Genomic DNA, 21,574 nt, shown 5'->3' with positions numbered 1-21,574 from the left:
ACACCACGGTCTGTGATCCCGGCCACGGCCTCCCGCTCGGGGGTACGTCCATACTGCCCTGCGTGCCCTCCTCCGGTCGCCGTGTCGGATTCGTCCTCGCCGCCGTGCTCGTCGTCGTCCTCGCGGTGGGGGTCACCGTCGAGGCGGTGACACTCTCGGGCCGCCCCGCCGCGGGCGCGCCCGGCTCCGGCACGGTGCGGCTCATCGCGCTCAACGACCTGCACGGCAACCTGGAGCCGCCGTCGGGGTCCTCGGGCCGGGTGACCGACGACGCCGGCGCGCAGGTCGAGGCCGGTGGCGCCGCGTTCCTGGCCGCGCACGTCGCGGCGCTGCGGGCGCAGGCCCCGGCGAGCGTGGTGCTGTCCACCGGCGACAACGTCGGCGCGTCCCCGCTGGCGTCGGCGCTGTTCCGCGACGAGCCGACCGTCGAGGTGCTGGAGCGGGTCGGCGTCGCCGCGTCCGCCGCGGGCAACCACGAGTTCGACGAGGGCATCACCGAGCTGCGCCGGCTGCAGCGCGGCGGCTGCCACCCGGCCGACGGCTGCCGCTTCACCCCGTCCTACGACGGCGCGTCGTTCCCGATCCTGTCGGCGAACGTGACCGAGGGCGGGAAGTCGGCGCTCGCCGCGTCGACGGTGGTGGAGGCGGGCGGCGCCCGGATCGGTGTCATCGGCGCCACCCTGTCCGAGCTGCCCGACCTGGTGTCCCCCGACGGCATCCGCGGCCTGGAGGTCGGCGACGAGGTCGCCGCGATCGACGCGGCGTCGCGCGAGCTGACCGCGCAGGGGGTGCGGGCACAGGTGCTGCTGCTGCACCAGGGCGACGAGGCGACCGGCGACGGCGGCCCGGACGCCTGTGCGATCGAGCCCGGCGGGCCGGGGTCGCGGATCGCGGCCGCGGTGTCCGCCGACGTCGACGCGGTGTTCTCCGCGCACACCCACCAGCAGTACGCGTGCTCGGCGACCGACCCGGCCGGGAACCCGCGACCGTTCGTGCAGGGCCTGTCGTTCGGCAGGCTGCTGTCGGTGGTCGACCTCGCCCTGACCGGCGACGGCGACGTGGACCGCGGCGCGACGACGGCCCGCAACGAGGTCGTCACCCGCGACGTCACGCCCGACCCGGCCGTCGCCGACGTCGTCGACCGTGCGGTCGCGCAGTCGCGGCCGCTGGCCGAGCGGCCGGTCGGGACGGTGGCCGGGCCGCTGCTGCGCGCGGCCGCGCCGACCGGGCTGTCCCCGCTCGGCACGGTCATCGCCGACGCCCAGCTCGCCGCCTCCCGCGGCGACGGCGCCCAGCTCGCCCTCACCAACCCCGGCGGGGTCCGCGCGGACCTGGTGCCCGGCGCGGGCGGGCGGGTCACCTACGGGCAGGCCTACACCGTGCAGCCGTTCGGCAACATCCTGCAGACCATGACGCTCACCGGCGCCCAGCTGCGTGCGGTGCTCGACCAGCAGTTCACCGTCGACGACGGCCCGACGGTCCTGCAGAGCTCGTCGAACCTGCGCTACACGGTGGTGGCCGGGAACCGGGTCGGTGACATCTCGATCGGCGGCGTCCCCGTCACCGACGACGGCCGCTACCGGGTCGCGACGAACAACTTCCTGTCCGCGGGCGGCGACGGCTTCGACACCTTCACCGCCGGGACCGAGCTGGTCGGCGGCCCGGTGGACCTCGACGCGTTCGTCGCCTACCTGGGCGCGAACCCGGGCCTGGCCGCGCCGTCGACCGACCGGATCGTGCGCCGCTGAGGGGCGGCCGGGCGGGTCAGAGCCCGCGGACGCGGACCCGGACCAGGGAGTCCTGCACGTAGGTCAGCCAGTGGTAGACGCCGAGGTGCTGGGCCCGCGGGTCGTCGTCGGGCAGCTGCTCGGGCATGTCCTCGTTCACGTCGAGGGCGGTGCCGAGCGCGAGCCGCACGTCGTTGAGGGCGGCCAGCCAGGCGTCGACCTGGGCCTCGGTGAGCTCGAGCCGTCCGCCCGCCTCGGGCAGGGTGTCCAGCACGGTCGCCGCGGCGGTGTCCTTGGCCTCGATCAGCGACGGCTCGTGCAGCGAGCGCATCCCGCCGGCGAGGTCGGAGTCCTCGGTGGTGAAGTCCGGCAGCAGCCGGGCCAGCACCCGGTCGGTCGGCCGCGACGTCGGGCCGGTGCGGATGCCGGTGAGCTCGGCGAGCTCGTCGGTGGGCGCGAGCTCGGCACGACCGGCGAGCATCTGGCGGATCTCGACGAACAGCCCCCGCAGGACGACGGCCTCCTCGCCGGAGAACCCGGACGTGTAGCGGACGCGGTCGCCCCGGCCGCTGCGCTTCCAGCCGTTCACGCTCAGGCCCGCTGCATGGTGGCCCACAGGCCGGCCGCGTGGAGCTGGGCGACGTGCCCCTCCACGGTGTCCTTGTCCCCCGCCGACACCGCGGCGCGTCCCTTGTGGTGCACGTCGAGCATCAACGCGGTGGCCTTCGGCTCGGGGTAGTGGAACACCTTCTGCAGCACGTAGGTCACGTACGACATGAGGTTGACCGGGTCGTTCCAGACGATGGCCTGCCACGGCGTGTCGGGGCCGGCGGACTCGTCCAGGTCGGGCGCGACCTGCTCGGTGGGCGCCGGGGACGGCGCTGGGGACGGCGCGGACATGCGCCCCATGGTGGCACAGGAGCCGTAGGCTCCCGGCCATGACCGGCACGGCCCTGCTGACCGACCGCTACGAGCTGACGATGGTGGCGGCGGCCCTCGCCGACGGCACCGCGGAACGCCACTGCGTCTTCGAGCTGTTCGCGCGCCGCCTGCCCGACGGGCGCCGCTACGGCGTCGTCGCCGGGACGGGGCGGCTGCTGGAGGCGATCGAGCGCTTCCGCTTCTCCGACGCCGACCTGGAGTTCCTCGCCCCGGTCGTCGACGCGGCGACCCTGGAGCGTCTGCGCGACTACCGCTTCTCCGGCGACGTCGACGGCTACCCGGAGGGCGAGCTGTACTTCCCCGGCTCCCCCGTCCTCACCGTGACCGGCACCTTCGCCGACGCGGTGATCCTGGAGACCGTCGCCCTGTCGATCTTCAACCACGACAGCGCGATCGCCTCGGCGGCGGCCCGGATGGTGACGGCGGCGGCCGGCAGGCCGCTGATCGAGATGGGCTCGCGCCGGACCCACGAGGAGGCCGCGGTGGCCTCCGCCCGGGCGGCGTACCTGGCGGGCTTCGCGACGACGTCGAACCTCGCCGCGGGCGCCCGGCACGGCATCCCGACCGCGGGCACCGCCGCGCACGCCTGGGTCCTGCTGCACGACGACGAGCCGGCCGCCTTCGCCAGCCAGGTCGCCGCGCTGGGCACCGGCACCACGCTGCTCGTCGACACCTACGACATCCGCCGCGGCATCGAGCACGCCGTCGCGGCCGCCGGTCCCGGGCTGGGTGCGGTCCGCATCGACTCCGGGGACCTCGGCGAGCTGGCCCGCCAGGCCCGCGAGCAGCTCGACGCGCTCGGTGCCACCGGGACCCGGATCGTGCTGTCCGGCGACCTCGACGAGTACGCGATCGCCTCGCTGCGCGCCGAGCCGGTCGACTCCTACGGCGTGGGGACCTCGGTGGTCACCGGGTCGGGCTCGCCGACGGCCGGGATGGTCTACAAGCTCGTCGAGGTCGACGGGCGCCCGGTGGCCAAGCGGTCGAGCGCCAAGGAGTCCCGCGGCGGGCGCAAGGCGGCGCTGCGCCGGTTCAAGCCGACCGGGACCGCGGTCGAGGAGGTCGTGTACCCCTACGGCACCGACCCGGTCCTCGGCCCGCACGACCGGGCGCTGCCGGTGCCGCTGGTGCGGGACGGGAAGGTCGTCGCCGACGACGTCGTCACCGGGCTGGAGGCCGCCCGGGAGCGGCTGCGGACGGCGCTGGTCGCCGTACCGTGGGAGGGGCTGAAGCTGTCCCGCGGCGAGCCTGCGATCCCGACCACCTTCCTCACCGGGAGCTGAGCCATGGCACGAGCGTTGATCGTCGTCGACGTCCAGAACGACTTCTGCGAGGGCGGCGCCCTCGCGGTGGCCGGCGGGGCCGTCGTGGCCGCCGGGATCGGGCCGCTCGCGACCGCCGGCCGCGACGGGCGGGTCTACGACCACGTCGTCGCCACCCGGGACGTGCACGTGGACCCGGGGCCGCACTTCTCCGACACCCCGGACTTCGTCGACTCCTGGCCGCCGCACTGCCGCGCGGGGACGCCGGGCGCGTCGTTCCACCCGGCCCTGGACGTGGCGCCGATCGAGTGCGTCTTCGACAAGGGCGCCTACACCAGCGCCTACTCCGGGTTCGAGGGCGCGAGCGGGAACGAGTCGGGCACGCCGCTGGGCGACTGGCTGACCGAGCGCGGGGTGACCGAGGTCGACGTCGTCGGCCTGGCGACCGACCACTGCGTCCGGGCGACCGCGCTCGACGCGTCGCGGCTCGGGCTGGCGACGACGGTGCTGCTGCACCACTGCGCCGGGGTGGCCCCGGAGACGACGGAGCGGGCGCTGGCCGCGCTGGCCGAGGCCGGGGTGGAGCTGCGCACCGCCTGAGCCGGGCACCGGCCGGGAACGCGTCCCGGCCGGTGCCGGTGGCTCAGCGGCGCTCGGCGGTGGCGACCGGGGTGGCCCGGTCGTCGTCGGCCGGGGTGGCGCCGTCGTCGCCGGAGCGCTCCGGGGCGGCCGGGACGCCCGGCGGGTCGACCGCCCCGACCGGGACGGGGCCCGCGTCGGTGTCCCCGTCGTCGTCCTTGGCGAAGGAGCCGACCTTCACGTAGAAGTCGTCGCCGTGGTTGTCGGTCGCCCAGTCGACGGCCTGTTCCATCACCTCGGCGCTCTTGACCGCGCGCAGGATGACCTTGTCGCGGCGCACGTCGCGGTGCAGGGCCACGCACAGCAGCACCATGATCACCACGAACGGTGCCGCGACCAGGATCGTGAGGTTCTGGATGCCCGACAGAGCGTCCTCACCCCCCGTGACCAGCATCAGCACCGCGACCGCGCCCATCGCGGCGCCCCAGAAGACGACCACCCACCGGCTCGGCTCGATGGTGCCGCGCTGGGACAGCGTGCCCATCACGATCGACGCGGCGTCCGCGCCGGACACGAAGAAGATCGCGACCAGGACCATCACCAGCAGGCCGGTGGCGGTGGCCCAGGGGTAGGCGCCGAGCATCTGGAAGAGCTGGACGTTGGAGTCGTCGGAGAACTGCGCGCCCTGCTGGGCCTGCTCGACGGCGGTGCCGCCGAAGATGCAGAACCAGACCAGCGAGACCAGGCTCGGCGCGAGGATGACGCCGCCGACGAACTCACGGATGGTGCGCCCGCGCGAGATCCGCGCCAGGAACATGCCGACGAACGGCGTCCACGAGATCCACCACGCCCAGTAGAAGACGGTCCAGCTGGACAGCCACTCCAGCATCGGCTCGCCGCCGACGGCCTCGGTGCGCCCGACCATCTCGAAGAACTGCGCGAAGTAGGCGCCCAGCGCGGTGGGCACCAGGTCCAGGATGATCACCGTCGGGCCGACGACGAACACGAACAGCGCCAGCGCCCCGGCCAGCACCATGTTGGTGTTGGACAGCCACTGGATGCCCTTGGCGACCCCGGACACCGCGGAGAGGATGAACGCCGCGGTCAGCACGACGATGATCGCCGCGAGCACGCCGGCCCCCGGCACCCCGTCGACCCAGCCGACGGTCTGCATGCCGCCGCCGATCTGGAACGCGCCGAGACCGAGGGACGCGGCCGAGCCGAACAGCGTCGCGAAGATCGCGAGGATGTCGATCGCCTTGCCGATCGCCCCGTCGGCGGCCTTCTGCCCGATCAGCGGGACGAACGCCTGGCTGATCAGCTGCCGCCGGCCCCGGCGGAAGGTGGAGTAGGCGATCGCGAGCCCGACGACGGCGTAGATCGCCCACGGGTGCAGCGTCCAGTGGAACAGCGACGTCGCCATCGCGACCTGCATCGACTCGGTCGTCGCCGGCGCGGCGGACCCGGGCGGCGGGGACCGGAAGAAGGTCAGCGGCTCGGTGACCCCGAAGAACATCAGCCCGATGCCCATGCCGGCCGAGAACATCATCGCGATCCAGGAGACCGTGCGGAACTCGGGCTCCTCGTCGTCGGCGCCGAGCCTGATCCGCCCGAACCGGCTGAAGGCCAGGAACAGCGCGAAGGCCACGAAGGCGGTCGCGGCGAGGATGAAGCCCCAGCCGCCCCCGCGCATCAGGGCCTCGATCATCCCGGACGCGGTCGTGCGCAGGCTCTCCGGCGCCGCGACCCCCCAGACGACGAACAGCAGCGCCAGCGCGGCGCCGATCCCGAAGACCGTCCAGTCCGTGCGGGGGCGTTCCGGGGGTGCTCCGGGGTCCTCGGTACACGACCGGGGATCGACCTGCGTCATGACGTCTCCACCTCTGTCCGGGTGCGGGGGAAGTGCGGTACGTGCGCCGCTCCGTGGGTCGTGCGGGCCCGCCGCCGGGATCGCCGGCACGACGGGGGGCGGGGAGCGGGTGCCGCCGGCCCGGGAGAGGGGCGGCGGACGGGCGGCGATCGGCCGGGGTCGCGACCCGGCAGCACCTGCTCCCCATCAGATACTCGATTAATATATCTGTGCACGTTATGATGAGGCCGAAGCGGCGGTCAAGCCCCGACCAGCCGCCCGGAGCCCGACGACACCGGAGTCGCCACCGTGCCCCCAGCAGTTCCGTCACCCCACCCGCGGCGACCGGCCCACGCCCCGGGCCTGCACGAACACCACCGCTGCGGCCCCTTGACACCGACCCGGGAGACGCGCTCCCATCGTGGTGCGCATTGAGCGACTCGTTGCTTGTTACGCAACAGTTTCCGGTATTTCTCGTGTGTTTCCGCGGTCCCGATCGCCGCCGTCGTCCTCGCGTCGGAATCCCACTGCAGGAGGTGATCCGCTGTGCCGCAACGATTCCACCGTGACCGCACCCCGGTCGCCTCCGGCGCCCGGGCGTCGCGTGGGCCTCCGGTCCCGCGGCGCCGGCCTCCGTAACGCACCGGTGCCGTCGCACCGATCCCGAGCTCGGCCCGCCGGACACACACCCGACGACGGCACCCGACCTCGCACCAGACCCCCAGCCGCACGCCCGACCGTCGCCCACGAGGAGTACCGCCATGACGACCGGTGAGTTGTCGACCCCCGCCACCGAGGGGCAGAGCCTCCCGGACAGCCTGCGAGAGACCCTCGCCGGCCACTACTACACCGACCCCGCGATCTTCCGGGCCGAGCAGGACAACATCTTCCACAAGACGTGGTTCTGCGCGGTGCTGGCCGCGGACCTGGACAAGCCCGGCGCGTTCGAGACCGTCCAGATCGGGCGGGAGAGCGTGATCGTCACGCGGGCCAGGGACAACTCCGTGCGGGCCTACCTCAACGTCTGCCGGCACCGCGGCGCGCGGCTGTGCACGGAGGAGAAGGGCGAGGTCAAGCGCTCCTTCCAGTGTCCGTACCACGCCTGGACCTACGGCCTGGACGGCAAGCTCATCGCGGCGCCGAACCTGAGCTCGATGCCCGACGTCGACAAGGTCGAGTACGGCCTGCACACTGTGCACGTCCGCGAGTGGCTGGGCTACGTCTGGCTGAGCCTGGCCGAGGAGCCACCCTCGTTCACCGACACGGTGATCGGTGACGTCAGCACCCGGCTCGGTTCGCCGGACGCGATCGTCGGCTACGACGTCGAGAACCTGAAGCTCGGCCGGCGCATCTCCTACGACGTCAAGGCGAACTGGAAGCAGATCGTCGAGAACTTCATGGAGTGCTACCACTGCGCGACGATCCACCCCGAGCTCACCGAGGTGCTGCCGGAGTTCGCCGACGGCCTGGCCGCCCAGTACTTCGTCGGGCACGGCGCGGAGTTCGGTGAGGAGATCCAGGGCTTCACCGTCGACGGCTCGGAGGGGCTCGCCCGCATCCCGGGCGTCGCGCAGGAGCAGGACCGCCGCTACTACGCCATCACCGTGCGGCCGTCGGTGTTCATCAACCTGGTCCCCGACCACGTGGTGTTCCACCGCATGTTCCCGCTGACCGCCGAGCGCACCCTGGTCGTCTGCGACTGGCTGTACCTGCCCGAGGTCGTCGACTCCGGCGCCGACATCGACCGCTCGGTGGAGCTGTTCCACCGGGTCAACGTCCAGGACTTCGACGCCTGCGAGCGCTGCCAGCTCGCGATGGACTCGCGCTCCTACGAGAAGGGCGGCGTGCTCGTGCCCAGCGAGCACCACATCGGCGAGTTCCACGACTGGGTGCGCGACCGCGTGGGCTGATCCCCCGCACCACCACGGACGCCCCGCCCGGCCCCGCCGGCGCGGGGCGTTCGTGTGCCCCGGCGCGCGGCCGGGGTCAGAGATGGCGGCGGAAGAACGCGCTGAGGGACCCGACGGCCCGGTCGACGTACTCGGGCACGTCGTACATCTCGTAGTGGCCCGCGCCCTCGACGACGACCGGACCCTCCGCGTTCGGCGCGAGCCGTCGCAGCCGTTCACCGTCCTCGTACTGCCCGGTGGAGCCCCGGCGCCCGGCGACGACCACCTGCAGCGGTTGGGTGAGCAGCCGGTCGGCCAGATGGAAGGCGTCGAACCCGATGAGCAGGGAGTCGCTGCGGCGCAGGCGACGGTTCGTGGACCGCTCGTGGTGCCCGCGGGGCGTGCGGTAGTAGGTGACCGCCTGGAGCGCGTCGACGTCGGTGAGCCCGGCGGCCGCCGCGTCCTCGGCCGAGTCCGGGAGCCAGTTCACGCGGTCGAGGGTCCCGCCCAGCACCTCGGCGGTCCGCTCGGCGGCGAGGTCGTCGAGAGCCGTGGCGACCCCGTCGGCGGCGGGCCCCCGGCCGCGCCGGGCGGCCCCGATGTCGACGGCGACGACGGTGGCGAGTGCCGCGATGCGGTGGTCCGTCCGGGCGGCGTGGACGGTGTAGCCGCCACCGGCGCAGATGCCGAGCGCGCCGATCCGCGCCGGGTCCACGCCCGCGACGGTCGTCAGCGCGTCGACGGCGTAGGAGACGTCCTCGCTCCGCCGGTAGGGGTCCTCCAGGTCGCGGGGCTCGCCTCCGCTCTCCCCCTGGTGGGCGGGGTCGAACGCGAGGGCGACGAACCCGGCGGCCGCGAGCCGCGCCGCGTAGCCGGCGGCGATCTGCTCCTTGACGCTGCTCCCGGGGCCGCACAGCACGACCGCGGCGCAGGACCCCGCGGGGTCGAACCCGTCGGGCAGGTGCAGCGCGCCGGCGAGGTCGACCGGGCCGCGGGGGATGACGAGGGGACGGGGCATCCGGACCGCCTCCGGGGTGGGTTCGGTGCTCCCGCATCTCGTCCGGGAGCAGTACTGGTCCGACCGACAGTGAACCAGTGAGGGACCGCGCCACGGCGGAGGGCGTCGCGTGCCGGGACGCGGAACGGCCCCGCCCCCGCGGTGCGGGGACGGGGCCGTGGGCTCGCGGAGCGGGCGCTACCGGAAGACGACCGTGCTGCCGCCGGTCAGCAGCACCCGGCGCTCGCAGTGCCAGCGCACCGCGCGGGACAGGGCGAGCGCCTCGGCGTCGCGGCCGACCATCTGCAGCGCCTTCGGGTCGTAGGAGTGGTCGATCCGGATCACCTCCTGCTCGATGATCGGGCCCTCGTCCAGGTCCGGGGTCACGTAGTGCGCCGTGGCGCCGACCTGCTTCACGCCGCGCGCGTAGGCCTGGTGGTAGGGGCGGGCGCCCTTGAAACCGGGCAGGAACGAGTGGTGGATGTTGATGGCCCGGCCCTCGAGGGCCTTGCAGGTCTCGTCGGAGAGCACCTGCATGTAGCGGGCGAGCACGACCAGCTCGGCGTCGAACTCGTCGACGAGCGACAGCAGCCGTGCCTCGGCCTCGGGCTTGGTCTCCGCGGTCACCGGGACGTGCACGAACGGCAGTCCGGCCGCCTCGGCCATCGGGCGCATGTCCTCGTGGTTGGAGACGACCGCGACGATGTCGGCGCCGAGGCTGCCGGCCCGCCAGCGGAAGATGAGGTCGTTGAGGCAGTGGCCGAGCTTGGAGACCATCACCAGGATCCGGGCGGGGACGCCGTCGGTGAAGGTGAAGCTCATGCCGAACTCCGCGGCGACGGCCTCGAAGTCGCGGCCGACGGCGTCGAGGTCCACGTCCTGCTCCGCGCCGACCTGGGTGCGCAGGTAGAGGCGGCCGCGCAGCGGGTCGTCGAACTGCTGGTACTCGCCGATGTCGCAGCCGTGCTCGAACAGGAAGGCGCTGACCGCCCGCACGATGCCGGTGCGGTTCGGGCAGTCCAGGGTCAGGATGAAGGAACGGGACACGGCGGCCTCTCCTCGGTCGGACGCGCTCCGCGGAGACCGCGGCACGGTGTAGATAGTGCATTGATATATCAGTCTTAGTCAAGAGGTGTGGGCACGTCCGGCGACTGTTAGGCACGTCTGTCGCGTTAACATGCGACCGTGACCGCATTGCCCGACGACGCCGAGCCGGAGTACACGTCCCTCGCCGACAAGGCGTACACGGTGATCCGGGATCGGCTGATCATGCTCGACATCCCGCCGATGACGGCCATCGACGACGTCGCCCTCGCGAAGTCCCTGGAGGTCGGTCGCACCCCCGTCCGGGAGGCACTCAAGCGGCTCGAGATCGACCGGCTGGTCGTCTCCTACCCGCGTCGCGGGACGTTCGCGACCGGTGTCGACATCACCGACCTCGCCTACATCTCCGAGATCCGTGTGCAGCTGGAGCCGCTCGCCGCGCGGCGCGCCGCCGAGTACGCCGGCCCCACCACGCGGGCCGACCTGGCCGAGCTGGCCGACACGATCGACCGGATCGACGTGCGCACGCTGGACCGCGACGAGCTGATGCGCTGGGACCTGCACGTGCACCGGACGATCTACGAGGCGGCGGCCAACCCACACCTCGAGGACACCCTGATCCGCTACGACAACCTGGCGACCAGGATCTTCTGCCTGTTCCTGGACCGGATGACCCACTTCGACCAGCACGTCGGCGAGCACTCGGGCCTGCTGCGGGCCATCGCGGGCCAGCAGGCCGACGAGGCGGCCGACCGGGCCCGCGCGCACGTCATCGGGTTCGAGAAGGCGGTCCGCGAGGTCGTCTGAGCCCGGCTCAGACGTGGGCGCGCGCCGAGCGGACGGTGTGCGTCAGCAGCAGGGCCGTGGTCACCGGTCCGACACCGCCGGGCACCGGGGTGAGTGCCCCCGCGCGGGTGGCGACGTCGGCGGCGTCGACGTCGCCGACCAGGCTGCCGTCGGGCGCGGTGTTGGTGCCGACGTCGACCACGACCGCGCCGTCGGCGACGTGCTCGGCGCGGATCAGCCCGATCCGCCCGACCGCGACCACGAGCACGTCCGCGGTGCGGGTGTGCTCGGCCAGGTCCTTGGTGTGGCGGTGGCAGATGCCGACCGTCGCGTCGCGCTGCAGCAGCAGCTGCGCGGTCGGCTTGCCGACGACCAGCGAGCGCCCCACGACGACCGCGCTGCGCCCGGCCAGCTCGACGCCGTGGTGGTCGAGCAGCTCGAGCACCGCGGCCGCGGTGGCCGGCGGGTAGGCGGGCAGCCCCGCGGCGAGCCGGCCCGCCGACAGCGGGTTGGCGCCGTCGACGTCCTTCTCCGGGACGATCGACGCGGCCAGCTCCTCGACCCGCACGCCGTCGGGCAGCGGGGTCTGCAGGATGATGCCGTGCACGGTGTCGTCGCTGCTCAGGCGGGCCAGGGTGCGGCCGATCAGCTCGGCGTCGGCGTCCGGGCCGAGGTCGACGACCTCGCACTCCACACCGACCCGGCGGGCGGCGCCGGACAGCGAGCGGACGTACCAGCCCGCGCCCTCGTCGGCGGTGGCGACGACGACGGCCAGCCGCGGCGCGACGCCGAGGACGGTGAGCGCGGCGGCCTCGGCCTGCACGCCCTGGCGCAGCTCGCGGGCGCGCGCGGTGCCGTCGAGCAGCACGTGGTCGGGGTGGGGGGTGGGTGGCGGGGTCATCGGCGGATCTGCTCCCGTACGTCGTCGGTCACCTTGTCGGCCCGGCGCAGCAGGTCGTCGACGCCGGTCAGCGCCGCCTCCAGCTCGCTGCGCGCCGGCGGGTCGGTGAGGCCCGCCAGGTTGATCTCGACGTTGAGCCGGGCGGTGCTGGCCGCGGCCCGTGCGGCGTCGGCCGCCGCGCCCACGTCGCTGATCACGTTGGGGTTGCCGATCGGCCGCAGTCGCTCGGCGAGGTCGACCACCTGCTCCGCGGCGCGGATGACCTGCGCCGGGATCCGGCCCGCCTCGACCAGTGCGGCGGCGATCGCGGCGGTGCGGGCCCGCTTCGCCTCGTCGGTGTCGCGGGGCAGCGTGTAGGCCGCGCCGACGGCGCCGAACGCACGGGCGTCGTCCTCGGCGAGGCCGAGGCCGGTGATGCGCAGCTCGTCGGCCCGGTTGCGGACCGCCAGCACGGTCTCGGCGTGCTCGGCGTAGCGCTCGCCGTCGGTGTAGCGGGCGACCATGCCGAGCAGGGCGGCGGCCTGCGCGAGGTGCAGGCCGGCCGTCGCGCCGCCCCCGGGGGCGGGGACGCGGGCGGCCAGGTCCCAGAGGAACCGGTCGAGGGTGTCGGAACGCATGGGGGTCCTTCCGTGCGGCGGTGCGACGGGCGGGGTGGCACGTCGGCCCGGGGCCCGGCCGGGTGGGCCGGGCCCCGGGTCGTGCGGGTCAGCGCCGGATGCGGCTCATCTCCGGGTCGAACAGCGGCTCGGCCGCGACCGAGGCCCGGATCCGGCGGTCGAAGTACTGGATCTCGACCGTCGATCCGACCGCCAGTCCGGCGGGCAGCCAGGCGTAGGCGATCGGGGTGCCCAGGGTGTAGGCGTACGCCGCGGAGGTGACGTAGCCGGCCGGCTCCCCGTCGACGAGCACGGCCTCGTGACCGAGGACGACGCTGCGGCCGTCGTCGATCGTGAGGCAGGTCAGCCTGCGGGTGACGGCGTCCGGGTCGATCTTCTCGACGGCCTCGCGGCCCACGAAGTCGCCCTTGGTGTGCGGGCGGACGGCGAAGCCGAGCCCGGCCTCGTAGGGGTTGTGCTCGGTCGAGACGTCGGCGCCCCAGGAGCGGTAGCCCTTCTCCAGCCGCAGGCTGTTGAACGCCGCGCGCCCGGCCGCGACGACGCCGAGCGGGCGCCCGGCCTCGTACAGCACGTCCCACAGCTTCCGGCCGTACTCGGCGCTGGTGTAGATCTCCCAGCCGAGCTCGCCGACGTAGGACAGCCGCATCGCGGTCACCGGGATGCCGGCGATGTGCGCGGACATCGCGCGGAAGTACTTCAGCCCCTCGTGGGAGAAGTCGTCGCGCGACAGCGGCTGCACCAGGTCGCGGGCCAGCGGGCCCCAGACACCGATGCAGCAGGTACCGCCGGTGATGTCGCGGACGACGACCGAGTGGTCGTCGGGCAGCGCGCGGCGCAGGTGGTCGAGGTCGAGGTTGGAGTTCGCGCCGACCTGGAACAGCTGCTCGCCCAGCCGGGCGACGGTGAGGTCGCTGCGGACGCCGCCGGCCTCGTCGAGCATCAGCGTGTAGGTGACCGCGCCGACGGACTTGTCCATCTTTCCGGTGGTCAGACCCTCCAGGAACGCGCAGGCGCCCGGCCCGGACACCTCCAGGCGCTTCAGCGGGGTCATGTCGTACATCGCGACCGCGGTGCGGGTCCTCCACGCCTCGACCGCGACGACCGGCGAGTGGAACATCGCCGACCAGGCGTCGCGGGACGGGGCGCGCCACTCGGCGGGCATGTCCTTCGCCAGGGCCGCGTTGGCCTCGTACCAGTGCGGGCGCTCCCAGGCGTGCGACTCCAGGAAGAACGCCCCGAGCTCGCGCTGGCGGTCCACGAACGGGCTGGTCCGCAGGTCGCGCGGGGACAGCTTCGGCTGCAGCGGGTGCAGCACGTCGTAGATCTCGACGAAGTTCTGCTGCGAGGTCTCGTCGACGTAGGCGTCGGTGGTCTCGACCTCGTCGAAGCGGTGCACGTCGCATCCGTGCAGGTCGAGCTCGCTGCGGCCCTCGACGAGCAGCTGCGCGACCGAGCGGGCGACGCCCGAGGAGTGGGTGACCCACACGGCCTCGGCGATCCAGAAGCCGGCGACGTCGGCGGACTCGCCGATCAGCGGCCCGCCGTCGGGGGTGAAGGAGAAGACCCCGTTGAAGCCGTGCTCGATCTTGGACCGCTGCAGGCCGGGCAGCAGCTGCGTGCTCTGCTCCCACTGCTGTGCGAAGTCGTCGGAGGTGAAGGGCAGCATCGAGGGCTGGGTGCGCTCGCCGACCTCGCCGTCGCCGACCTCGGGCAGCTCGGAGATCGACACCGGCATCGGGCGGTGGGCGTAGGAGCCGATGCCGATGCAGTCGTTGTGCTCGCGGTAGTAGAGGTCGGCGTCCTGGTGGCGCAGGATCGGCAGCCGCGCCTCGACGAGCTCGTCGTTGCGTCCGACGAGCTGCTCGACCTGGGTGGTGCGGGCGTACTGGTGGGCCAGCGGCAGCAGCGGCACCCGCATGCCGACGAGCTTGCCCAGCTCACGGCCCCAGAACCCGGCGCAGGACACGACGATGTCGGCGGGGACGGTCTCGCCGTCGGCGGTCTCGACGCCGGTGACCCGGCCGCCGGACTGCGCGATGCCGGTGACGCGCACCGAGCCGCGGAAGACCGCGCCGCGGGACTCGGCGCGCCGCGCCAGCGCGACGACGGCGCGGGCGGCCTTGGCCAGGCCGTCGGTCGGGGTGTGCAGGCCGCCGAGGACCTGACCGGCGTCGAGCAGCGGGTGCAGGCGGGCGCACTCGGCGGCGTCGACGACCGACGCCGGGACCCCGCGGGAGACTGCCCAGCCCTGCTTGCGGTGCAGGTCGGCGAGCCGCTCCGGGGTGGTCGCGACCTCCAGGCCGCCGACCTGGTTGAAGCACCAGCCGCCGTCGACGTCCAGGCTCTTCAGCTTCTCGACGGTGTAGGTGGCGAACGCGGTCATGGTCTTCGACCCGGTGGTCTGGAAGACCAGGCCGGGGGCGTGCGAGGTGGAACCGCCGGTCAGGGGCAGCGGCCCCTGGTCCAGGACGGTGACGTCGGTCCAGCCGCGGGTGGTGAGCTCGTCGGCCAGGTTCGCCCCGACGATCCCGGCTCCGATGATGACGACGCGGGGGGTCATGGTGGTCTCCTTCTCGGTGGTCGTCGGGCGGTCAGCCGGCGAGGGCCCGCGACGCGGCGGGGTCGGCGGCGGGGTCGGGGCGGAACTCCAGGGCGGCGTCGAGCAGCCAGTCGGCGAGGTGGCCGGCGAACGAGCTGCGGACGTGCACGTCGAGGACCGCTCCCCCGTCGGCGTCGGCGGCGGCGTCGCGGGCCAGGAGGATCACCCCGGCCCCGCCGAGCAGCGTCTGGGCGCTGCGCCCGGCCGGGAATGAGCGCGGGTGCAGGTCCAGCGAGCAGCCGAAGGACAGCAGCTCGCGGGCCAGTCGCCCGCCGATCCGCAGCACGACCCGCTGGGCGGAGGTGTCGACCGCGGCGCCGCCCGCCTCCCCGGCGACGAGCTCGCGCAGCGCCGCCTCGGAGACCGCGGCGTTCGGAGAGCGGCTGGTGACCAGCCACTCGTCGGGGCCGAGCCAGACGACCTCGCCGTCACCGGCGGCGGCCCAGGTGTTCGGTCGGGTCGGCAGCGCGGTGCCGAGCGCGGCGTCGACGCCGGCACGGGCCGGGCCGGCCGGGTCGAGCCGCAGGGTGACCGACTGCGCGGTCGGCAGGACCTGGACCGAGAGGCCGCCGCCGGTGTCCCGGGCGAGCCCGGTCAGTGCCGGGGCGTGCGCGTCGAGCGGGTGCGTGGTGGCGAGCTCAGCCGTCACGGCGGGCTCCTTCCGGGTCGACGAGGACGGGTCCGGTGATCTCGACCGGGACCAGCGCCCCCTGGTGCGGGACGTGCACGACGTCGCCGATGCGGTCGCGACCGCCCTTGAGCAGGGCCAGGGCGAAGGGTCGCGCCAGCTCCGCGGACAGGTAGCTGGAGGTGACGTGGCCGAGCATCGGGACCGGCGGCGGGGGCAGGGTGCCGTCGGGCGAGAACTCGACGATCTGCGCTCCCTCGGGCAGCCGGGTGCCGCGGTCGGTCGGGAGCAGCCCGACCAGGTGCTTGCGCATCGGGTCGGTGTTGGAGGCGCGGGCGAAGGAGCGCTTGCCGACGAAGTCGACCTTCTTCTTCGACACCGCCCAGCTCATCCCCAGGTCGTGCGGGGAGACGGTGCCGTCGGTGTCCTGCCCGATGATCGGGTAGCCCTTCTCGGCGCGCAGCACGTGCATCGTCTCGGTGCCGTAGGGGGTGATGCCGTACGGCTCGCCGGCGGCGACCAGCCGCTCCCACACGGCGAGGCCGTACCGGGCGTCGACGTTGACCTCGAAGGCCAGCTCGCCGGAGAAGGAGATCCGGGCCAGCCGGACCGGGACGCCGTCGAGCTCGGTGTCGCGCCAGGTCATGAACTCGAACGCCTCGGCGGAGGCGTCGACGCCGGGGAAGACCGCGGCGACCACGTCGCGCGAGCGGGGCCCGACGACCGGGAACACCGCCCAGTGCTCGGTGACCGACGCGAGGTTGACCCGCAGATGCGGGACCTCGGTCTGGCGCCAGTCCTCGAGGTGGTCGAGGACCGGGGCCGCGCCGCCGGTGGTCGTGGTCAGCAGGAACCGGTCCTCGGCGATGCGCAGCACGGTGCCGTCGTCGGTGACCATGCCGTCGTTGCCGCACATGACGCCGTAGCGGACGCGGCCGACCTTCAGGCTGCTCATCAGGTTCGTGTAGACGAGGTCGAGGAACGCCCCCGCGTCCGGCCCCTGGACGTCGATCTTGCCCAGGGTGGAGCCGTCCATGATCGCGACGTCGCGGCGGGCCGCGGCGCACTCGCGCAGCACGGCGGCGTCCATGTCCTCGCCGGCCCGCGGGAAGTGGCGGGGCCGCTTCCACTGGCCGACGTCCTCGAACACCGCGCCGTGCGCGACGTGCCAGGGGTGCACCGCGGTGGTGCGGACCGGGTCGAACAGGTCCCCGCGCTCGCGGCCGGCGAGCGCGGCGAACGACACCGGGGTGTAGGGCGGGCGGAACGTGGTGGTCCCGAGGTCGCCCGCCGGGCGGCCCAGCAGCTCCGAGGTGATCCCGGAGGCGATGGTGCCGGAGGTCTTCCCCTGGTCGTGGGCGGTGCCGATGGTGGTGTAGCGCTTCACGTGCTCCACCGAGCGGAGCCCGGCGCCGACGGCCCGCTCGATGTCGGCGACGGTCGCGTCCCGCTGGACGTCGACGAACTGGCGCGCGGAGTCCCCCGCGGTGCGCCACAGCACCAGGCCGGGGGTGCGCGCGGGCTCCGGGGCGGAGCTCGGGGCGTCGCCGCCCGCGCCCTCGGCCAGGCAGCCCGCCAGGTCGAGGGTGCCGTTCGCGGCGCCGATCACCTCGGTGCCCGCGATGTCGGCGCCCGGCCGGAAGGCTCCCAGACCGGAGTCGTAGACCAGCTGTCCGCGCACGTGGCTGAACAGGTGCGCGGTGGGCGTCCAGCCGCCGGAGACCAGCAGCAGGTCGCAGGGCAGCACCTCGGTGGCCCCGCCGTCGGCGACGTGCGCGGCGCGGACCCGGCCGGCGTCGTCGGCGTCGGACCCGACGACGGTGGCCCCGGCGCGCAGGGTCACCCCGGCCTCGGTGCACTCCCGCGCCCGCTCGGCGGGCGGCGCGGTGCGGGCGTCGACGAGGGTGACGCGCGCCCCGGCCCCGGCCAGGTCGGCGGCGGCGAGGTAGGCGGCGTCGTCGGTGGTGAAGACGACGACCTCGCGCCCGGCGAGCACGCCGTAGCGGTGCAGGTACTCCCGCGCCGCGGAGGCGAGCATGACGCCCGGGCGGTCGTTGTCGGCGAACACCACGGGGCGCTCGATCGCGCCGGCCGCGACGACGACCCGCCCGGCCCGGATCCGGTGCACCCGCTGGCGGGAGCGGTGGGTCGGGGCGGCCGCGCCGAGGTGGTCGGTGCGCCGCTCCAGGGCCAGGACGAACCCGTCGTCGTAGTGGCCGAAGGCGGTGGTGCGCTGCAGGTGCAGCACCTCGGGGTTCTCCGCGAGCTCGGCGACGACGTCGGCGACGAACCGGTGCGCGGCGCGGCCGTCGATCCGGTCGGTCGGGACCAGGGAGCCGCCGGCCTCCGGACGGTCGTCGACGAGCACCACGCGGTCGCCGCGGCGGGCCGCGGTGCGCGCGGCGAGCAGCCCGGCCGGGCCGGCGCCGATCACCAGGGTGTCGCAGTGGGCGTGGCGGCGGTCGTACCGCGCGGTGTCGGGGACCGTCGCCAGCCGGCCCTGCCCGTTCAGGCCACGGGCGACCAGGCCGTCGTACAGCTCGACGGTGGCGGCCTGCAGCATCGGCTCGGGGAACGGCTCCTCGATCTGCACGAGGCCGACCGGGTCCTCGGTCCAGGCCCCGCCGATGCCCCGCGGGCGGCCGAGCTTGACCGAGCCGCCCAGCACGGTGACCCCGTTCGCGAGCAGCGCGGAGGCCAGCGTGTCGCCCGGGTGACCGGTGTGGGTGGTGCCGTCGAAGACGAAGGTCAGGGTACGGGTCCGGTCCACGCGACCGAAACCATCGATGCGGGTCATGCGCGGGTCCCCGGGATCTGCGGCCGGGCCTCGCCCATCGGATAGACGGCGAGGAACCGGTAGGTGTGGGTGTCACGGACGGCGTTGAACCAGCGGCGGCAGCCCGCGGAGTGGCTCCAGCGCTCGGCGAACGGGCCCTTCGGGTTGTCCCGGAAGAACACGTAGTGCGCCCACTGCTCGTCGTCGAGCTCGGCCGGCGCGGCCGGGTACTCGACGTGGGCCTGGCCGCCGTAGTGGAACTCGACCTCCTCGCGGGGGCCGCACCAGGGGCAGTCGATGAGTTGCACGTCGGGCTCCTGGGGTGTCAGTGGGCGACGCCGGCGGCGCCGTGCTCGTCCACGAGCGCGCCGGTGACGAACCGGTCGAGGGAGAAGGGGGCGATGTGCGGGTGCAGCTCGTCGGTGGCGATGGTGTGGGCCAGGCACCAGCCCAGCCCGGGCGTCACCTTGAAGCCGCCGGTCCCCCACCCGGAGTTGACCAGCACGTTCGCGTACGGGGTGCGGCCCACGATCGGCGACGCGTCCGGGGTGACGTCGACGATGCCCGCCCAGCTGCGCAGCAGGTGCGCCCGCGCGAACACCGGGAACAGCTCGACCGCGGCGGCCATCTGGCGCTCGATGATGTGGAAGGCGCCGCGCTGGCCGTAGCCGTTGTAGGAGTCGACGCCAGCGCCCAGGACGAGCTCGCCCTTGTGCGCCTGGGAGACGTAGACGTGCACCGCGTTCGACATGACGATCGTCGGGTGCACCGGCTCCAGCAGCTCGGACACCAGCGCCTGCAGCGGGTGCGACTGCAGCGGGGTGTCCACGCCGAGCCGGTCGAGCAGGGTCGAGGTGTGCCCGGCCGCGCAGAGCGCGACCTGCCCGCAGGCGATGTCCCCGCGGCTGGTGCGGATCCCGGTCACCTTCGCGGTGCCGTCGGCCACCGACCCCTCGGTGAGGAAGTCCAGCACCTCGCAGTCCTGGATCAGGTCGACCCCGGCCTCGTCGGCGCGGCGGGCGAAGCCCCAGGCCACGTAGTCGTGCTTGGCGATGCCGGCCCGGGGCTGGTAGGTCGCGCCGAGGACCGGGTAGCGGATGTCGTGCGAGACGTTGACGATCGGGCAGATCTTCGCGACGTCGTCGGGGCCGAGGTACTCGGCGTCGATCCCGTTGAGCCGGTTCGCCTCGACCCGGCGGACCGAGTCGCGCACGTCCTGCTCGGTGTGGGCGAGGTTCAGCACGCCGCGCTGGGAGAACAGGATCGGGTAGCCGAGGTCCTCCTCCAGCCCCTCCCACAGCTTCAGGGCGTGCTCGTAGATGAAGGCCGACTCGTCCCACAGGTAGTTGGAGCGGATCAGCGTGGTGTTGCGGGCCATGTTGCCGCCGGCGAGCCACCCCTTCTCCAGCACCGCCACGTTGGTGATCCCGTGGTTCTTGACCAGGTAGTGGGCGGTGGCCAGCCCGTGCCCGCCGCCGCCGACGATGACCACGTCGTAGGAGCGCTTCGGCTCGGGGTTGCGCCACAGGGCGTCGGGGTGCTCGGGCAGGTGCGCCCCGGGAAGTGTGTTCCCGGTGCCGGTCTTCTCGGTGCTCATGCCGTCAGCTCCGGGTAGAGGGGGTGGCGGTCGGCGAGGACGGTGACGCGGGCGGCGAGCTCGTCGAGCTCGGCGTCGCCGGCGGCGGGGCGCAGGGCGCGGGCGATGATGTCGGCGACCTCGGTGAAGTCCTCGGCACCGAAGCCGCGGGCGGCCAGCGCGGGGGTCCCGATCCGGACCCCGGAGCTCACCATCGGCGGGCGCGGGTCGAACGGGACGGCGTTGCGGTTGACGGTGATGCCGACCCGGTGCAGCCGGTCCTCGGCCTGCTTGCCGTCGAGCTCGGAGTCGCGCAGGTCGACCAGGACCAGGTGGACGTCGGTGCCGCCGGAGACCACGCCGACGCCGGGCTCCTGGACCAGCCGCTCGGCGACGATCCGGGCGCCCTCCAGGGTGCGCTGCTGGCGCTCGGCGAACGCGGGCTCGCCGGCGAGCTTGAACGCGACGGCCTTGGCCGCGATCACGTGCTCCAGCGGGCCGCCCTGCTGGCCGGGGAAGACCTGGGAGTTGAGCTTCTTGGCGAGCTCGCCGCGGGCCAGGATGATCCCGCCGCGCGGGCCGCCCAGGGTCTTGTGGGTGGTGCTGGTGACGATGTCGGCGTAGGGCACCGGCGACGGGTGCAGCCCGGTCGCGACGAGGCCCGCGAAGTGCGCCATGTCGACCATCAGGTACGCACCGACCGCGTCGGCGATCCGCCGGAACTCGGCGAAGTCGAGCTGCCGCGGGTAGGCCGACCAGCCGGCGATGATCAGCTTCGGGCGGCGCTCGTGGGCCAGGCGCTCCACCTCGGCCATGTCGACGCGGTGGTCCTCGGCGCGGACGTGGTAGGCGGCGACGTCGTAGAGGCGGCCGGAGAAGTTGAGCCGCATGCCGTGGGTGAGGTGCCCGCCGTGGGCCAGGTCGAGGCCCAGGATGGTGTCGCCCGGGTCGAGCAGCGCGGCCATGGCGGCGGCGTTGGCCTGGGCGCCGGAGTGCGGCTGGACGTTGGCGTAGTCGGCGCCGAACAGCGCCTTCACGCGGTCGATGGCGAGCTGCTCGATGACGTCGACGTGCTCGCAGCCGCCGTAGTAGCGGCGGCCGGGGTAGCCCTCGGCGTACTTGTTGGTGAGCACCGAGCCCTGCGCCTGCATGACGGCGAGCGGGGCGAAGTTCTCGCTGGCGATCATCTCCAGGGTGCCGCGCTGGCGACCCAGCTCGGCGGCGACGGCCGCGTGCACCTCCGGGTCCACGTCGCGCAGCGTCCCGTCGAGGACCCCCGTCGCACCGTTCGACGGACCCCGATCCACGGCGAACGTCGTCATGGGCACCTCCAGATATCTTCTCCAGCGGACTGATATATCAACTGTCTGCGTTCAGCGTCGCACGGCACTCCCGGCAGGTC

The 21,574-nt window shown here is 73.8% G+C and carries 18 protein-coding genes; 5 read left to right on the top strand and 13 right to left on the bottom strand.

The features are described from left to right. The first annotated feature begins 62 nt into the window (after positions 1-62). Positions 63-1,748 carry a bifunctional UDP-sugar hydrolase/5'-nucleotidase gene (locus KPL57_RS38990; RefSeq protein ID WP_226355506.1) on the top strand — a complete coding sequence of 562 codons (1,686 nt, stop codon included), beginning with the start codon at positions 63-65 and terminating at the stop codon, positions 1,746-1,748. Between the two features lie 16 nt (positions 1,749-1,764). Here KPL57_RS38990 and KPL57_RS38985 read toward each other — a convergent pair whose 3' ends face one another. Both KPL57_RS38985 and clpS read right to left on the bottom strand, forming a co-directional pair. Next, a complete protein-coding gene (locus KPL57_RS38985; protein ID WP_062400754.1) occupies positions 1,765-2,316 on the bottom strand; it encodes a DUF2017 domain-containing protein in 552 nt (183 codons plus the stop codon). A 2-nt stretch (positions 2,317-2,318) separates the two neighbouring features. After that, positions 2,319-2,627: an ATP-dependent Clp protease adapter ClpS gene (gene clpS / locus KPL57_RS38980; protein WP_226355505.1), complete on the bottom strand. Its 309-nt coding sequence runs from the start codon at positions 2,625-2,627 to the stop codon at positions 2,319-2,321. Positions 2,628-2,665: 38 nt separating this feature from the next. On the opposite strand from clpS, the gene KPL57_RS38975 reads away from it, so the two are divergent. Both KPL57_RS38975 and KPL57_RS38970 read left to right on the top strand, forming a co-directional pair. Further along, positions 2,666-3,952 carry a nicotinate phosphoribosyltransferase gene (locus KPL57_RS38975; RefSeq protein WP_226355504.1) on the top strand — a complete coding sequence of 429 codons (1,287 nt, stop codon included), beginning with the start codon at positions 2,666-2,668 and terminating at the stop codon, positions 3,950-3,952. A gap of 3 nt (positions 3,953-3,955) precedes the next feature. After that, positions 3,956-4,531, top strand: coding sequence for an isochorismatase family protein (locus KPL57_RS38970; protein ID WP_226355503.1), 576 nt, complete (start codon positions 3,956-3,958; stop codon positions 4,529-4,531). A gap of 43 nt (positions 4,532-4,574) precedes the next feature. Here KPL57_RS38970 and KPL57_RS38965 read toward each other — a convergent pair whose 3' ends face one another. Continuing rightward, positions 4,575-6,380, bottom strand: a complete 1,806-nt coding sequence (locus tag KPL57_RS38965; protein ID WP_226355502.1) for a BCCT family transporter — start codon at positions 6,378-6,380, stop codon at positions 4,575-4,577. Positions 6,381-7,120: 740 nt separating this feature from the next. Between KPL57_RS38965 and KPL57_RS38960 the strand changes: the two genes are divergently transcribed. Then, the gene (locus tag KPL57_RS38960; RefSeq protein ID WP_226355501.1) at positions 7,121-8,269 is read left to right on the top strand and encodes an aromatic ring-hydroxylating dioxygenase subunit alpha; all 1,149 of its coding nucleotides are present in this window, start codon (positions 7,121-7,123) and stop codon (positions 8,267-8,269) included. A 76-nt stretch (positions 8,270-8,345) separates the two neighbouring features. Here the strand turns inward: KPL57_RS38960 and KPL57_RS38955 are convergent, their stop codons facing one another. Together KPL57_RS38955 and purU are read right to left on the bottom strand one after the other, a co-directional pair. Continuing rightward, complete coding sequence (locus KPL57_RS38955; RefSeq protein ID WP_226355500.1) at positions 8,346-9,266, bottom strand: alpha/beta hydrolase; 921 nt, start codon at positions 9,264-9,266, stop codon at positions 8,346-8,348. A gap of 177 nt (positions 9,267-9,443) precedes the next feature. Next, positions 9,444-10,292: a formyltetrahydrofolate deformylase gene (gene purU / locus KPL57_RS38950; protein ID WP_226355499.1), complete on the bottom strand. Its 849-nt coding sequence runs from the start codon at positions 10,290-10,292 to the stop codon at positions 9,444-9,446. 138 nt (positions 10,293-10,430) lie between these two features. On the opposite strand from purU, the gene KPL57_RS38945 reads away from it, so the two are divergent. Continuing rightward, positions 10,431-11,096 (top strand): GntR family transcriptional regulator, encoded by a 666-nt coding sequence (locus KPL57_RS38945; protein WP_226355498.1) that lies wholly within the window; start codon positions 10,431-10,433, stop codon positions 11,094-11,096. A 7-nt stretch (positions 11,097-11,103) separates the two neighbouring features. Here KPL57_RS38945 and KPL57_RS38940 read toward each other — a convergent pair whose 3' ends face one another. From KPL57_RS38940 to glyA, 8 genes are all read right to left on the bottom strand, one after another. Beyond that, complete coding sequence (locus tag KPL57_RS38940) at positions 11,104-11,976, bottom strand: bifunctional 5,10-methylenetetrahydrofolate dehydrogenase/5,10-methenyltetrahydrofolate cyclohydrolase (protein WP_226355497.1); 873 nt, start codon at positions 11,974-11,976, stop codon at positions 11,104-11,106. Further along, entirely contained in the window at positions 11,973-12,593 is a 621-nt protein-coding gene (locus KPL57_RS38935) for a cyclodeaminase/cyclohydrolase family protein (protein ID WP_226355496.1), read from the bottom strand. Before KPL57_RS38935 ends, KPL57_RS38940 begins: the two co-directional genes overlap by 4 nt. An 88-nt stretch (positions 12,594-12,681) precedes the next feature. Beyond that, positions 12,682-15,153, bottom strand: coding sequence for an FAD-dependent oxidoreductase (locus KPL57_RS38930; RefSeq protein WP_226355495.1), 2,472 nt, complete (start codon positions 15,151-15,153; stop codon positions 12,682-12,684). 31 nt (positions 15,154-15,184) lie between these two features. Continuing rightward, complete coding sequence (locus tag KPL57_RS38925; RefSeq protein WP_226355494.1) at positions 15,185-15,841, bottom strand: sarcosine oxidase subunit gamma; 657 nt, start codon at positions 15,839-15,841, stop codon at positions 15,185-15,187. Continuing rightward, positions 15,831-18,617, bottom strand: coding sequence for a 2Fe-2S iron-sulfur cluster-binding protein (locus KPL57_RS38920; RefSeq protein WP_226355493.1), 2,787 nt, complete (start codon positions 18,615-18,617; stop codon positions 15,831-15,833). Before KPL57_RS38920 ends, KPL57_RS38925 begins: the two co-directional genes overlap by 11 nt. Then, positions 18,614-18,904 (bottom strand): sarcosine oxidase subunit delta, encoded by a 291-nt coding sequence (locus tag KPL57_RS38915; protein ID WP_226355492.1) that lies wholly within the window; start codon positions 18,902-18,904, stop codon positions 18,614-18,616. Before KPL57_RS38915 ends, KPL57_RS38920 begins: the two co-directional genes overlap by 4 nt. A gap of 17 nt (positions 18,905-18,921) precedes the next feature. Next, positions 18,922-20,193 (bottom strand): sarcosine oxidase subunit beta family protein, encoded by a 1,272-nt coding sequence (locus tag KPL57_RS38910; RefSeq protein ID WP_226355491.1) that lies wholly within the window; start codon positions 20,191-20,193, stop codon positions 18,922-18,924. Further along, the gene (glyA, locus tag KPL57_RS38905) at positions 20,190-21,494 is read right to left on the bottom strand and encodes a serine hydroxymethyltransferase (protein WP_226355490.1); all 1,305 of its coding nucleotides are present in this window, start codon (positions 21,492-21,494) and stop codon (positions 20,190-20,192) included. The genes KPL57_RS38910 and glyA overlap by 4 nt, the downstream gene beginning before the upstream one ends. Between the last annotated feature and the right edge of the window lie 80 nt (positions 21,495-21,574).

It is taken from the genome of Pseudonocardia sp. ICBG601, from assembly GCF_020496245.1.
Note: the sequence above shows the minus strand (reverse complement) of the source record. Positions and strands in the feature narration are given on the sequence as shown.

What these genes read in the sequence shown, in the direction of transcription:
- clpS (WP_226355505.1), bottom strand. Translation starts at nt 2,627, where the DNA reads ATGTCCGCGCCGTCCCCAGCGCCGTCCCCGGCGCCCACCGAGCAGGTC.
- KPL57_RS38975 (WP_226355504.1), top strand. Translation starts at nt 2,666, where the DNA reads ATGACCGGCACGGCCCTGCTGACCGACCGCTACGAGCTGACGATGGTG.
- KPL57_RS38970 (WP_226355503.1), top strand. Translation starts at nt 3,956, where the DNA reads ATGGCACGAGCGTTGATCGTCGTCGACGTCCAGAACGACTTCTGCGAG.
- KPL57_RS38965 (WP_226355502.1), bottom strand. Translation starts at nt 6,380, where the DNA reads ATGACGCAGGTCGATCCCCGGTCGTGTACCGAGGACCCCGGAGCACCC.
- KPL57_RS38960 (WP_226355501.1), top strand. Translation starts at nt 7,121, where the DNA reads ATGACGACCGGTGAGTTGTCGACCCCCGCCACCGAGGGGCAGAGCCTC.
- KPL57_RS38955 (WP_226355500.1), bottom strand. Translation starts at nt 9,266, where the DNA reads ATGCCCCGTCCCCTCGTCATCCCCCGCGGCCCGGTCGACCTCGCCGGC.
- KPL57_RS38940 (WP_226355497.1), bottom strand. Translation starts at nt 11,976, where the DNA reads ATGACCCCGCCACCCACCCCCCACCCCGACCACGTGCTGCTCGACGGC.
- KPL57_RS38935 (WP_226355496.1), bottom strand. Translation starts at nt 12,593, where the DNA reads ATGCGTTCCGACACCCTCGACCGGTTCCTCTGGGACCTGGCCGCCCGC.
- KPL57_RS38930 (WP_226355495.1), bottom strand. Translation starts at nt 15,153, where the DNA reads ATGACCCCCCGCGTCGTCATCATCGGAGCCGGGATCGTCGGGGCGAAC.
- KPL57_RS38920 (WP_226355493.1), bottom strand. Translation starts at nt 18,617, where the DNA reads ATGACCCGCATCGATGGTTTCGGTCGCGTGGACCGGACCCGTACCCTG.
- KPL57_RS38910 (WP_226355491.1), bottom strand. Translation starts at nt 20,193, where the DNA reads ATGAGCACCGAGAAGACCGGCACCGGGAACACACTTCCCGGGGCGCAC.
- glyA (WP_226355490.1), bottom strand. Translation starts at nt 21,494, where the DNA reads ATGACGACGTTCGCCGTGGATCGGGGTCCGTCGAACGGTGCGACGGGG.